Genomic DNA, 14203 nt, shown 5'->3' with positions numbered 1-14203 from the left:
CTCCTTCTAATTTTTTGTAAAAATTAAATTTACAAATATCTCTTTGCTGTTACGATCGGGGTAAGGAGATGCTGTTACAGTTAACTTTACGTTTTTTGCTTTGCCTGCACCATATTCAACCTCGGTGCTAACCGTTGTCTTGGTACATTGCTGTAACAGGTAGTCCATCTGTTTGCTTCGCCACTCAACTGGAATAACCTGGCTGAAAGGCAAGCCAACAATATCAGACTTATAGGCAGCCAGCATATCAACAGAGTGTTGATTAGCTCTAACAATAATCAAATTTTTATCAAGTATCACTACTCCATCTTCTATCACATCAATATAATGTTCCATATATTTCATAATCACATGCAAGGTGTTTTCCAGCTGCTTATATGGTGTAATACGGTTAATGGTTAAAACCGCGCCGTTAATAAAATTATCAATAGTGCGATAGGGCATTATCCGCAAGTTATACCACTCCTTTAATTTGGTTTTAATTTCCACCTCCTTAACCGTTAACCTTTCTATCACCTCGCGGATATCGCTTTCAATGGATGGATAGTCGGAATTAGATACAATATGGGTGATAGACCGGCCCACATCGCTGGGTATTACATTAAACAGCTTTTTTATTTGCGGGGTAAAACGCAATATATCCAGGTTGTTATCTAAAAAAATGGTACCTATTTCCGTATTGTCCAACATGTTTTTCATGTCGTTATTCAACAAAGTGAGTTGATCGGCCTTCATCTGGTATTGCATGTTGATGGTCATCAGTTCTTCGTTTAGCGACTGCATTTCCTCTTTAGTGGTTAAGGCCTCCTCATTAGTGCTTTGCAATTCTTCATTGGTACTCTGCAATTCCTCATTGGTTGATTTTAGTTCTTCAAGCGAGGTCTCCATCTGCTCTATGGTGGTATACAGCTGTTGTTTAGTATAAATCAGCTCCTTCTCCATTTCTTCCACCAGCGCATCGCGGCTGCTTAGCTTTTCCGGGGCATTTCGTTTGCTCTTTTTTAACTGGCCCTTATCCTCAAAAATCACTAATATTAAACCTTGTAGCGGCGTGTTTTCTAAAAAGTTAATTTTAATATTAACCAGCCTGATGTATTGCTCTTCTTTTAACTTAATATCGTTAATAGTAACAGGCCCTTTTTGTGTAACTGATTGATGAATAGCATTACTTAAAACGTATCTTAACTCCTCGCGGGCCATCTGATAGATATTCATCACGGCTTCGCCAGCAGGCAACTCAAGGTAACGGCCGGTTTTACCGTTGCTGTATACAATATCCCCTTTATCGTTAATTAATATCGATGTCGGTGTATAATGGTCTATCAGTACCTGATTAAATATTTCGCCTAATGTTTTTTTGCGGGGAGAGCTGTCAGTCATATCAACTTTATTGGGTATGATGGGCTGCCTGGCGGTATGAAAAGGAAAGTCGGCCATTTTGCCAAAAAAGGATGCGCCATCTTTGCGTTCAAATATCTTCCATTTAGAATCAATGGTTGTAAACATATCACTAAAACCGCCTAAGGTTTCAGCGGGGCCCATAAAATACAGCCCCTTTACGTTAAGCGAATAATGGAATACCGGAATAATTTTTTGCTGTAATTCGGCAGTAAGATAGATCATTACATTGCGGCAGCATAGCAAATCGAGCTTGGTAAATGGTGCGTCTTTTAAAATGTTATGCTGCGCAAAAACAATCATCTCACGCAGTTCTTTTTTTACAGTGTACCATTCCTCATTTTTAATAAAAAAGTTCTCAATCCGCTCGGGCGATACATCGGCCACGATATTGCTCCTGTAAATACCGGTACGGGCATGTTCAATGGCATTCATATCCAAATCGGTCGCAAAAATTTGCACTTTAGGGATGTGTACGCTGGTTAATGTTTTAATATATTCTGTAATCAGAATAGCTATCGAATAAGCTTCCTCGCCGGTTGAGCAGCCTGCTATCCAAACCCGGATTGGCTCGCCATCTGCTTTTCTGCTTAACAGCGGATGCAGGCTTTTTTGCAGGGCCTCATAAGCCTGTATATCCCTGAAAAACTTGGTAACACCTATTAATAGTTCGTGGAACAGAACATCAATTTCATGGGGGTTATCACGCAGGTAATTCACATATTGGCCATAGTTTGGCAGTTGATGAAAAGCTATGCGGCGATCAATGCGCCGCGTGATGGTACTTTTTTTATATAAAGAAAAATCGTGCCCGGTATGCGAGCGCAACAGCATCATAATCTTTTGTATCGAATTAGCATTTTTAATTTCGCTGATGGATTGCTCGTCAGAATCGTCGGCTAAAACCGGATGGTTGATATATTGTAAAAGCTTATCTGGCATTTCCTCTGGCGATAATACATAATCAACAAGGTTAGTTTCTATAGCGCTTACCGGCATGCTTGGGTATTGCGCCGTGTCCGGATCCTGCGCCATAGCCATACCCAATTTTTCTTTGATCATCCTTACACCGGTTTCCCCATCGGATCCCATACCCGAGAAAATAATAGCAACTGCCTTATTCCATTGATCTTCGGCAAGGCTCTGCAAAAAATAGTCTATAGGCATGCGGTACCCGCTAAGTTTTGCCGGTTTTAAAATCAATAATTTATGGTTGTGTATCCCCAAATCGGCATTCGGCGGAATAATGTAAACACTGTCGGGTTCAATAACCATCCCATCAACGGCCTCCAAAACGGGCATTGAGGTATAATTTTGAAATAATTGCACAATACTACCTTTTTGATTGGGGCCCAGATGCATAATGATAATAAATGCCATTCCGCTATCGGGGCGCATATGCTTAAAAAAGGTCTCGAACGCCTGGAAGGATCCAGCCGAACCGCCCATCCCGATAACCGGAAACAGCTTATTTTTATTTACTTTAGCCATGTAACCTATAGATATATTTCTTAAAATGATATTTTAATGTGCGTAAGTAAAATTATGTAAAACAATCAATAGGTTTGGATATTAATAGATAAAAGGCAGCAATTGATCAAAATAATTTTAGCTGAGGATCATAATATCGTACGGAACGGTATCAAATCCATTTTAGATAATGAAGCGGATATGGAAGTAGTTTTCGAGGCTAAAAATGGCAACGAGGTACTATCATGGCTTGCAGAGGGAAATAGTGCTACCCTGATACTAACCGACATGAACATGCCCGGGCTAAACGGCCTTGGCCTGATTAAAGAAATGAAAGCTAATATGCCTACCGTGATTCTGTCAATGCTTGATCATGAAAATTATGTAATCGAAGCCATTACCGCCGGGGCCCACGGCTACCTGCTTAAAAGCATCAATAAGGATGAGCTTTTGTTTGGGCTAAGGCATGTTGCCGACGGTGGCAAGTACATCTGTATGGAGCTTACTTTTAAATTGCTTGATAAACTCTCGGGATACTCACCCATTAACGAGCCTCATAAAACAATAATAGCTATAGAACTATCGGAAAGAGAGAAAGAGGTACTTGATTTAATATCAGAAGGTTATACAAACAACGAAATTGCCGATAAGCTATTTACCAGCAGGCGCACCGTAGAAGGGCACCGGCAAAACCTGATTGAAAAAACAGGCGTTAAAAACACGCCTTCACTAATCAGATTTGCCTTACAAAATGGTTTAATTAAATAACAAGAGGGGTTTAGATGCTAAAGAACGTCTTTAGGCGCCTTACTAAGCTTACGAATTTCTTCGTGGAGTAAAATCACCTGCTTTTGCAGGTTAAGTATCTGCTCCATATAGTTTTTAATACTCTCTTTGGCAGAGTCGAGCTCGTTAGCATCATTATTTCTAACAGACTTTTGAAATGATAGCAGCTCAACTATCGACATATCTAATATTTTAGCGATATTATTCAATCTTGATAAATGCAGATCAGTTAGTCCGTTTTCAATTTTTGAAAAAGCGGGTACAGATATACCTAACTTAGCTGCAAAATCACTTTGCGACCATCCTTTTTCGTGCCTTAGCAACTTAATGTTTTTACCCAGCTCCTGCATGGTTATGAAATTTAAGATTGGAATAGTACTTACCAAACGATAATTACCATTTGGTAAGATAAACATACTGATATATAACAAATATACAAAGTTAACCACGGGCTAAATATATTTCAGCAAGATATCATGTTGGTAAAAGGAGTAAGGACAGTTATTTTAAATACCCAGAAAGGCATCCAGAAAAGCTTTTTTGATTTCGATATTTAGTAACGACGTTAACTCATGACCACAAGCTTCACAGCTATGCTTTTCGGTAAGCAAGTTAACTTCAAAGGGCAAATCGGTAACTTTTGTTGTTCTCAGATAAAACACAGAACTTTTGCAATTACTATTAAAACAATAATAAGAAATTTTCCCGGCGGCTATTTGCATAACACTTTGTTTTATATAGATTATAAAACAAAAATGGGCGTATAGCTTTTACCTGTCAATGTAATTTATACGGATTTGCGGTGTTATAAATACGTGTTTTATATTATGGTGTAATACAGCTGCTGCCAAGCCCAACATCAGCTGTACTAACAAACCGTTTAGCTTCAAATCCTATCCAACGCGCAACTTTATTGCTTCCTGATCATGTAGCCCAAGCCAATATTAAAGGACACAAAAACTGCACTTTGTTTGTTACCGGGCCCGTTTGAAAGCGTGTAGCTATCTATTTTCCAATCGCCTGCCGAAGCATTAATATAGTAGCCGAGCCTTAAACCTACCGGGATACTCCTTTGGATCTGGAAACAATCCATTTGTTTGGTTTTCATCTTGATTAAATAATCAAAACCGGCACCCAGTTCAATACCAAAATTAGGCTGATAAAGGGTTTTGCTTGATGTACTGTTCAATAACTCCTGCGAAAAATCGTTTACATTTTCCTGGCGGGCCTTGTCCTGTATGTTAAGTACTGCCCCCGATAAATTAATGCCGGCAAAAGGGTACAATCTAAAATCTGCGTTTTTTGAGATATCATAACCCGCCCTAAAATATACCTGGTACTGGTTATATCTTGCCTTTATATTGTTAACTTCCGAGGTTGAAAGTGGTGTAAAGCCTATACCATCCTCAAATAGCCATTTTTGGTGAATATGGCTCATGGAAGCATTAATCCAGATGCTGTTTTCTGATAACGAAGGGAAACCATTTTTATTAAGCGCCGCATTTAACTGATTGAGGTTGCTTTTGCGGTAGGTTACCTGTATTTGTGCCGCTCCGGCTACGTTATGTTTAAACCAACTGTTGCTTTTTACGCTATCCGTACTTTGCGCTTTAGCTGCCAGCACCCCGGCAAGGGCGATGCTTAAAGTAAATATTAATTTTTTCATGGGTTTTACAATGTTTTGTACAAAATCATTAACAAAGCCTGATACACTTTGTTCTACCATCAATTACGTGCTAATAGCGTACTCTGGTTTTAATGCGGGCATAAAAAATAAAAGCCTTCAGATTTCTCTAAAAGCTTTTTCATTGTTAATTGGGTTTTGGGCTTGTGCTATCTTTGCTGCAATACAGAAAACTTACTGCTATAATCTTTCAACCGGGCATACAACTGTCCGCTTAATTGGGTTTCGTTATTATTTTTGGTGGTATCAACCATGGCGCTTAATAACGACATTGATATTTGTATATCCCGAATATTGAGCCCCTCCTGTTGATTATGCTGAAGCAGGGCGTAGTTATAATCCAGCTGATCGGTGATATAATCGTTAACACTTTTAATATACCTGCCGCCCAAGGCGGCATCATGCAGCCGGTAGGCAGTTTCGGCCAGAAAATATTTTTTGCTTGCCGTATCAATATCGGGATTAATATCTGGCATTTGCGCGTCAAATTGGTGCAAGGCATTGAGCGCCAGCTGCGGGTAGCCATCTTTAATCAACCCTTGCGCAAGGTTAATAAAGGTTGTTTCCATTACTTCGTAAAACTGCTGGGTTGATACATTATCGAGGTTACGGGCGTGCTTATAGTTACCGTATTTAAACTTACCCATCACGTTGTGATACATCACCAGGCTATTGGTTTTGCTATATTGATCTTGTACCGTGGTATCAGGCTTTAAGGGAATCAACCGGTAAGTAAAGCCCTCCTTATATAAATAGGGTTGCAGGCCTGCCATGCTCTCTGTGTTCATGGTTGCAGTAAAACAAATGGGCCTTTCCCAGTTATTATGCGCCAGTATATCCAATATGGCCAGGTTATCTTTGGTCAGGTAGTTTCCGTTAAACTTCCATTCCATCGTTTTAGCAAGCTTGTCTTTCTGATCCGGCTTAACTACGCCTTTTTTAATAAGTTCATCCGCGTTAATAGTCAGTTTTAAATTTTTGGTGGGCAGGTAATTCAGGCTCTCACCATTTTGGTATTCAACTTTAGTGCGGCTATCATCAGAGGTAATAAAATCAAAAACATCCTTCACCTCAACCGGCCCGGCTATGTGTGCATCGTTATAATAAATTACATCGCGTACGCCGTCCTTATACTGATCGAAGCTGAGGGTAATGGGTAGCGGGGCAGATTGATTCATTGTACCCTGCATCTGGTGAATATACCAATCACTACTAAACAAGCTCAGGCAAACAATGCGCACATCCGGCCTGATGCCTTCAACCTCCTGATCATACCACAACGAGTAGGTATCATTATCGCCATAGGTAAACAGGATTGCGTTTTGGGGGCACGATATTAAAAAATTATAGGCCATATCATGCGGTGTCATCTTGGTCGACCGGTCGTGACTGCGCCACTCTTTGGTAGCCAGCAATACGGGCACTATTAAACAAATTACAAAAGACCCCATTACCGCAAACCGTGCATTCATTTTTTTACGAAACATCTCGGCAAGTGCTATAACCCCCAGCCCTATCCAAATGGCGAAGGCGTAAAATGAACCTACGTAAGAGTAATCGCGTTCGCGCGGCTGCAAGGATGTTTGGTTAACATACAGCACTATGGCAATGCCCGTAAAAAAGTAAAGCAAGGCAATAATAAGCGCATCGCGTTTTTTCTGCCTGAAATGGTAAACCATCCCGAATATTCCCAACACAAACGGAACGGCATACAAAGGCGTATAGTTGATGCTATTGGTAACCGACCGGGGTAAATGTTTGCCGCCATCAAAAATACCACTGGTCCAGTTGCCGTTAATGGCCTTGGCATTCTGCTGCCCGTCCAGGTCGTTATAGCGCCCCACAAAGTTCCATAAAAAGTAGCGGGCATACATCTGGTAAAGTTGCCAGTTAAACAACCAGCTCATATTATCGGCAAATTTTGGCGATTGTCCATCGGCCATGCCCAAAAATTGTTTATAAAACTGTACGTTGGCAGCATACTGCGGGTCCTGCTCGGTGCTCCAGATGCGTGGCAGCAGGCTGATATGGTCGTAGGTATAGCTTACCCGTTTGCCAGCTTGCTCATATTTCGTTTTTCCCTTCCGGTAAATGGGGTTGCCTTCGGCCTGGTCAATAATCTTTGCGTCAAAGTATGGGCCCGATAACAGGGGTGTTTCGCCGTATTGTGTCCGGTTAAGGTAACTATACAAAGTAAAGGCATTATCCGGATGAGTATTGTTGAGGTTGGTATTGGCCGCCGCACGGATGGGAATATAGGCGAATGAACTGTATCCTAAATAGATAAACGCAATACATAATAAAGCCAGGTTTAGCATTGGTTTTTGGCGGCGGATGCTATACACAATACCGTATACTAATGCACCAATTAATAATACGAAAAAGGTAAGCGCGCCGCTGCCAAAAGCCATGCCGAGCGTATTTACGAAGAACAGATCGAAATAAGCCGCAATGTGGATAGTATACCCCCGCACACCAAACTGTACAAAGGCCAATATAGCAATACTGATTAAAAAAGCAACTACACCGCTTTTAAAATTAATCCGGCTGTACCTTCGGAAGTAATATACCATAGCGATAGCAGGGATAGTTAATAAATTAAGCAGATGTATACCGATGGATAATCCGATGATGTAAGCTATCAGGACAATCCATTTGTCAGAACCCGGCTCCGCGGCCTGAGCATCCCATTTTAAAATGGCCCAGAAAACTACCGCCGTGCAAAGCGACGACAATGCGAATACAATGGTCTCGACGGCCGAAAACCAAAAAGTATCGGTAAAGGTAAAAGCTCCTGCTCCTATCACACCGGCCCCCATAATCAGCATCGTATTAGTTTGACTTAGCCGGTGATTTTTTTCCAATATTAGTTTTTTTGCAAACGCCGTAATAGTCCAAAACAAGAACATAATGGTAGCGGCGCTGGCCAGCGCCGACATCAGATTGGTGCAATAAGCCACCTTGGTGCGGTCGCCCATAGAGAGCAGGGAAAAGGCTTTACCCAACATGGCGAACAGAGGGTATCCAGGCTGATGAGACACCTGTAATCTGAAGGCGCAGGAGATAAATTCGCCGCAATCCCAAAAGCTGACTGATGGTTCGAGCGTTAAAATGTAAGTAGCCGTAGCTATCGCAAAGCAAAGCCAGCCTAAGCCGTTGTTTATTTTTTTGTACCGCATTTTGGTTGAGCGTATAGTTTTACCATATTTTTATTGCAACCAATTTCAGTTTTATTCCGTTAAAGCACTTGATATTTAACACGTTTTAACAACATTTAACTAAAACCGGCCACCTTTTAACATTTGCACTATGCCCACATTAATAAGTAAAAAAAGTATTATTTATGTTGATAAGATGACAGTGTCATGGAAAAATCTTTTCCACAATTTACCATTTAATTTGTGTTGATAAATTAATTTATTAAACATACCTTTGCACCCACAAAACAATTTAGGATAGTTATACGTTAAACATACTAATTACATAAATTTTTAAAGCGCCCAATTCAGAAATTCAGCACGATTTTTCGCAGGGTTAATCAGGTAAGATTGTTTGTAAGCGGAGGGAATTATTCACGATTGTGTCAAATAGATAATAAGTGTTATTGGTTAAACAATTTTAATATAATTAATTCCGTTAATACTTCTATAATAAAAGTTATTTAGTACATTGTACAAACTATCAGGTACAATCAATTATTCATTTATTTTAACAAATGAGACAACTCAAAATATCCCAATCCATTACCAACCGCGAATCTCAGTCATTGGATAAATACCTGACCGAAATTGGCAAAGTAGATTTGATAACTGCTGATGAAGAAGTTATACTGGCACAAAAAATCAGGGAAGGGGACCAGGCGGCCTTAGAGCGCCTAACAAAAACTAACCTGCGCTTTGTTGTATCTGTAGCCAAGCAGTACCAAAACCAGGGCCTTACCCTGGGCGATTTAATTAACGAAGGTAACTTAGGTTTAATTAAGGCCGCCAAACGTTTTGATGAAACCAAAGGATTTAAATTTATTTCGTACGCTGTATGGTGGATCCGTCAGTCTATCCTTTCGGCCGTTGCCGAGCAATCGCGTATTGTGCGTTTACCATTAAACCAGATCGGATCATTAAACAAAATCCGTCAGGCATTCTCTAAGTTAGAGCAGCAATACGAACGTGAGCCATCGCAAGCCGAATTGGCCGATATATTGGAAACTACCGAAGATAAAATTTGCGATTCATTAAGCAACTCTGGCCGCCATGTGTCTATGGATGCGCCTTTTGTACAAGGTGAAGAAAATACCCTGCTGGATGTATTGCAAAACAACGAGCCTACAACCGATGATTACCTGATGGAAGAATCACTTTCACAAGAAATTATGCGCTCGCTGGTTACTTTAGCTGAGCGCGAACGCGAGGTTATTGTATTGTTCTTCGGTTTAGGTAATAACTACCCACTCTCGTTAGAGGAGATCGGCGAAAAATATAACCTTACCCGCGAACGTGTTCGCCAGATTAAAGATAAAGCCTTACAACGTTTGCGCCACACTTCAAGGAGCAACCTGTTGCAGTCGTATTTATAAATCAGTGATAACACAGATAAAAAAGAGCAGAAGAACATTCTGCTCTTTTTTTATGCACTGACCGTTAACCACTGATTTAAATGATTTGATATGATTACACTGATTGACTTGGCTTGCCGCATACTAATCTTAAACATCACAGGAATCAAAAATCAGCCTAATCAAATAAATCATTTAAAATCAGTGGTCAAAACATTCTGCTCTTTTTTATGTCCTGCTGATTGATTCGGCTTGTCGCACACTAATTTTAAACGTCATAACAATCAAAAAATCAGTGTAATCAAAATAATCATCCTCAAATCAGTGGTCATGGTTCATCAATTTTTAAAAAAACTGCTCGCCAAACCTATAGGCCGCTTAGCTGAGAAATATGATTCCAGGCCCGATGCCGGGCGTGTATTTACGGCATTAACCGAGCTCAAACAAAATATCCTCACCAATCCGGGAAAGAAAGGCCCTGTGATGAGTTTCGGCCCGCAGCAGCAGTTCATTATCTTCTCAGATCAACATAAAGGAACCAAAAATGGGTCGGATATTTTTGCGACGGCCGAACAAAACTACATTGCCGCACTGGAGTATTATAACCAAAACAATTTTACCTATATCAATTTAGGAGATGGCGAAGAACTATGGGAGAATAACATTGCCAAGGTAAAACGAAAAAACAGCCAGAGCTTTGCCCGCGAAAAAAACTTTGCAACCAGGAACGCCTTTGTGAAAATTTTTGGCAACCATGATCTTTATTGGGACAACGATCCGCTCGCACCCATCTTTCTCGAACGGATTTACGGGCAAAAAATAAACATTTACGAGGGCGCCATATTGCAAACCGATATTGATGGCAAACCGCTGCAGATATTTTTAACACATGGGCACCAGGGCGATTTGCAAAGCGATGGCAACTGGTTCAGTAAATGGTTTATTGCCAATGTGTGGGGCCCCTTGCAAATGTACCTGGAGCTAAACCTGAACACCCCATCCGTGGATGATCATCTAAAAACCATCCATAACAACATGATGTACCAATGGAGCGCCCGGCAACCCGGCTTGCTGCTTATTACAGGGCATACCCATCAACCGGTTTTTGAATCGTTAACACACTTGGAAAGGTTGTACAGGCAAATGGAACTGGCCCGGGCCAGCCACGATGTGGACGTAGTGAAAGAAATGGAGCAGGAGATTAACAAGCGCATCAGAAAAAATAGCCCGGCTCCCGATTTTTTGGGCTATAAGCCAGGTTACTTTAACAGCGGCTGCTGTTGTTTTGATGATGGCGATATTACCGGGATAGAAATAGCCGGAGGATACATCAGGCTGATTAAATGGGCATACCATAACCAGGTTCCGGTTAGGATAGTGTTGGAAGAGATTACGCTGAAAGAACTAATTGATTCGCTTTGAAGGAAGGCTTTTTCATTTCCATCCATCCATCCATCCCGATAACTTAGTCTCAACCAGAGAAATAAGATCGGTTTATACCAGCGATGATTTAAATGTCATTCGCTATCTTCGTTTATAAACATCTCCTCCCTTATGGATTTAAAAATACAATACAAAGTAGCCCTGGTATTAGCCGCCAGCAAAGGGCTTGGCCGTGCCATTGCAACTACTTTGGCCAACGAAGGCGCGAGTGTGGTAATTGGCTCACGCGATAAGCAGGAGCTGGAAAAAACAGCTGCCGAAATGTTTATACCAGCGATGATTTAAATGTCATTCGCTATCTTCGTTTATAAACATCTCCTCCCTTATGGATTTAAAAATACAATACAAAGTAGCCCTGGTATTAGCCGCCAGCAAAGGGCTTGGCCGTGCCATTGCAACTACTTTGGCCAACGAAGGCGCGAGTGTGGTAATTGGCTCACGCGATAAGCAGGAGCTGGAAAAAACAGCTGCCGAAATTATAGCTTCAACGCGGCAGGTTAACGTGATAGCCGTCCCGGTAGATGTAACTCAGCCCGATCAATTGCAAAATATAGTGATTGAAACCATTAAGGCATTTGGCACCATCGATATTTTGGTGAACAATGCAGGCGGGCCGCCCTTTAATAAATTTGAAAGCTTTGATGATGAGCAATGGCTGGCCACCTTTAACCAAAACCTGCTCAGTGTTGTACGTACCAGCCGCCTGGTAGTTCCGTACATGCGGCAGGCCGGTGGCGGGCGAATTATCAACATCATTAGCGCCTCGGTTAAATCGGTAATGGATAATTCGGTGCTCTCTACCAGTATGCGGATGGGCGTAGTGGGGATGGCCAAACTACTGGCCGACGAGGTTGCGCCTTATGGTATTACGGTAAATAATGTTGCACCCGGCCTTATCCTTACGGATCGCATCAAAGAAACCCTGCCCGCAGGTAACCCGGAAGAAGCCCTCAAACAAAAAACAAAAAATATCCCCGCCGGGCGCATAGGTAAGCCGGAAGAACTGGCCGCCGTGGTGGCTTTTTTAGCATCAGAACAAGCAGCTTATATTACCGGGACTACCATTCCGGTTGATGGTGGGAGTAATAGGGGGATTTATTAGGAGATGATACGGAACCTTTTACTCAGTTTGTTTTTGGGAATTAATACAACAATCAGTTTCGCACAAGATGAGCCTGTCAGGAAAATAAAGGTATACTTACCCGCATTTAACACTTATAAGATCGACAATATTTACACAGGTAAGGTAGCTACAATTGATTTTAAAAGCTATCCGAAAATGAAGCTTTACCGGACGGTGATCAGGAATGGTTATAAAAAGAACAAATTGAATTTTGCCGGGCACTATAGTTTTGTAGAGTGGGGATGCGGATCGGACTGCCGGGAAAGCGCGATCATTGATTTGGAAGATGGCAAAATTTATGATGCGCCATTCTCAAGTCGTGGTTGCAGTTTTAGAAGAAACAGTTTAATGGTGATTGTAAATCCACCACCCAAGGATCATTTACTGAATGATTACATGACGGCTACCACACCCGAAGTATGGGTGTTAAACGCGCAAACAAAAAAGTTTAAACAGAAAAAGGTCAGGTTTTATCCTAAGCCGCATTTTGGGCCCCGGGAAGAGTGAAATTATAACCCGGAATGACCAGAATTATCGTGATAAAAGGTTGTCGTGGGATTAGCATACTACAACCTCCGCCCCGCGTCTTTACGGAATTTTTGCAGTCGCTTGATGGGTAAAATGAGAAAGGGTACTGTTAGCCAAGGAGGCACCTCACGGAGCCTGGTTATATTGCGTTACTATAAACAGGATGCTCCTACGGAGCAAAAATCCAAAGTTCACTCCGTTAGGAGTGGCCTGTTTATAGCAAAAGGAAATTGTTTTTTTAAGCTCCGTGAGGTGCTCCCTATATACTACTTCTGTGGAACGGGTTAAAGCAAACTTGTAACGCAGGCGTCAAGCAATCGCACCTGAGCATTTCCGCTCTGTATAAATCGTTATTGGTTAATTTCTGTTATAACGCGTTTGCTTTATACTTTTTAAACCCGTCTCATTATTGCTTGGTTAAATGTGGCATCAGTATCCGGAGGGCATTTGGGTATTTTTCATCATTAATCGTAATAGCCATTCCCCCACCAACATACAACCCTGTTTTGCCTTTCGGATATATCATATCCACGCGGCTTACCCACAAAGGATTGATCAATTTAAGAAAATTCTTCCCTTTTTCGGTGGTATCCGCCAGGTATTCATTGTTGTATGATCTGATAATAATGACAAACCGATGTTTTTTTGTAGGCTTTGATGCATTAACGCTTTTTGAAACCAGCCCGGAACCAGCTGTTTTTTTACCTGACTGGGCAAAAGTTACTGAGCAAAGGGCCATTAAAGCTATAAGCATGACAACTATTTTCATTTAGGTAAGGTAAAATGTTGTACTTATTGTATAGCGATCCATCCCGGTAATCGCCTGTTTAAAATTCCTTTTATCCTAAACCTGATTTTTTTTCCGTGGCTTCAATATCACCGCTATCAGCCACAAAATTGAAAACAGCTGCACCAGCATACCCGCGCCAAATAATGTTCCGCCGGCGCTTACGGGCAACCAATGCATTACCTTGCAGGCCATACCGGCTACAACAGGTATAAAACTGGCTACAAATAAAATAAGCGGTTTGCGGTATTGGGGATTCATGGCGCAAAGGTAGTTTTTGGCGCCGAATTTAAAATATTCAATTTTGTTTTTGTTTTTGTATGCGGAGTTCTGCTTTTTTATTTCGTCTTCCTGCGTTAGGGATAGGAATGAGCCCGGAGCGGAGCGAGGACTTGTAATGGATAGCCCGGACCGAAGGCAACGCCCTAAACA

General features: G+C 41.4%; 13 protein-coding genes. 6 read left to right on the top strand and 7 right to left on the bottom strand.

The window, feature by feature from the left end; translation table 11 throughout:
• Nucleotides 1-6: 6 nt before the first annotated feature.
• Complete coding sequence (locus tag MUCPA_RS18815; protein ID WP_008508563.1) at nucleotides 7-2889, bottom strand: CheR family methyltransferase; 2883 nt, start codon at nucleotides 2887-2889, stop codon at nucleotides 7-9.
• 102 nt (nucleotides 2890-2991) lie between these two features.
• Between MUCPA_RS18815 and MUCPA_RS18810 the strand changes: the two genes are divergently transcribed.
• Nucleotides 2992-3636, top strand: a complete 645-nt coding sequence (locus MUCPA_RS18810) for a response regulator transcription factor (protein WP_008508562.1) — start codon at nucleotides 2992-2994, stop codon at nucleotides 3634-3636.
• 17 nt (nucleotides 3637-3653) lie between these two features.
• Here MUCPA_RS18810 and MUCPA_RS18805 read toward each other — a convergent pair whose 3' ends face one another.
• From MUCPA_RS18805 to MUCPA_RS18790, 4 genes are all read right to left on the bottom strand, one after another.
• Nucleotides 3654-4070, bottom strand: coding sequence for a helix-turn-helix domain-containing protein (locus tag MUCPA_RS18805; RefSeq protein WP_233276770.1), 417 nt, complete (start codon nucleotides 4068-4070; stop codon nucleotides 3654-3656).
• A gap of 90 nt (nucleotides 4071-4160) precedes the next feature.
• Nucleotides 4161-4376 carry a hypothetical protein gene (locus MUCPA_RS18800; RefSeq protein WP_008508559.1) on the bottom strand — a complete coding sequence of 72 codons (216 nt, stop codon included), beginning with the start codon at nucleotides 4374-4376 and terminating at the stop codon, nucleotides 4161-4163.
• 188 nt (nucleotides 4377-4564) lie between these two features.
• Entirely contained in the window at nucleotides 4565-5320 is a 756-nt protein-coding gene (locus tag MUCPA_RS18795; protein WP_157543943.1) for a hypothetical protein, read from the bottom strand.
• A 167-nt stretch (nucleotides 5321-5487) separates the two neighbouring features.
• Nucleotides 5488-8517, bottom strand: coding sequence for a glycosyltransferase family 117 protein (locus MUCPA_RS18790; RefSeq protein ID WP_008508554.1), 3030 nt, complete (start codon nucleotides 8515-8517; stop codon nucleotides 5488-5490).
• 536 nt (nucleotides 8518-9053) lie between these two features.
• Here MUCPA_RS18790 and MUCPA_RS18785 point away from each other — a divergent pair.
• The 5 genes from MUCPA_RS18785 (at nucleotide 9054) to MUCPA_RS36245 (ending at nucleotide 12963) form a co-directional block, all read left to right on the top strand.
• Complete coding sequence (locus tag MUCPA_RS18785) at nucleotides 9054-9911, top strand: sigma-70 family RNA polymerase sigma factor (RefSeq protein WP_008508553.1); 858 nt, start codon at nucleotides 9054-9056, stop codon at nucleotides 9909-9911.
• Between the two features lie 309 nt (nucleotides 9912-10220).
• Nucleotides 10221-11312, top strand: a complete 1092-nt coding sequence (locus MUCPA_RS18780; protein WP_008508551.1) for a metallophosphoesterase — start codon at nucleotides 10221-10223, stop codon at nucleotides 11310-11312.
• A 132-nt stretch (nucleotides 11313-11444) separates the two neighbouring features.
• Nucleotides 11445-11618, top strand: coding sequence for an SDR family NAD(P)-dependent oxidoreductase (locus tag MUCPA_RS37130; protein ID WP_008508550.1), 174 nt, complete (start codon nucleotides 11445-11447; stop codon nucleotides 11616-11618).
• A gap of 40 nt (nucleotides 11619-11658) precedes the next feature.
• On the top strand, nucleotides 11659-12435 hold the full coding sequence (locus tag MUCPA_RS18775; RefSeq protein WP_008508547.1) for an SDR family oxidoreductase: 777 nt from the start codon (nucleotides 11659-11661) through the stop codon (nucleotides 12433-12435).
• Between the two features lie 3 nt (nucleotides 12436-12438).
• Nucleotides 12439-12963: a hypothetical protein gene (locus MUCPA_RS36245; RefSeq protein ID WP_008508545.1), complete on the top strand. Its 525-nt coding sequence runs from the start codon at nucleotides 12439-12441 to the stop codon at nucleotides 12961-12963.
• A 427-nt stretch (nucleotides 12964-13390) separates the two neighbouring features.
• On the opposite strand, the gene MUCPA_RS18760 is transcribed toward MUCPA_RS36245, so the two are convergent.
• Nucleotides 13391-13753, bottom strand: a complete 363-nt coding sequence (locus tag MUCPA_RS18760) for a hypothetical protein (protein WP_157543942.1) — start codon at nucleotides 13751-13753, stop codon at nucleotides 13391-13393.
• Between the two features lie 75 nt (nucleotides 13754-13828).
• Nucleotides 13829-14032 carry a hypothetical protein gene (locus MUCPA_RS18755; protein ID WP_008508541.1) on the bottom strand — a complete coding sequence of 68 codons (204 nt, stop codon included), beginning with the start codon at nucleotides 14030-14032 and terminating at the stop codon, nucleotides 13829-13831.
• Nucleotides 14033-14203: the final 171 nt, after the last annotated feature.

Source organism: Mucilaginibacter paludis DSM 18603, from assembly GCF_000166195.2.
GTDB classification, from domain to species: domain Bacteria; phylum Bacteroidota; class Bacteroidia; order Sphingobacteriales; family Sphingobacteriaceae; genus Mucilaginibacter; species Mucilaginibacter paludis.
This window is presented reverse-complemented; position numbering and strand designations above follow the sequence as displayed.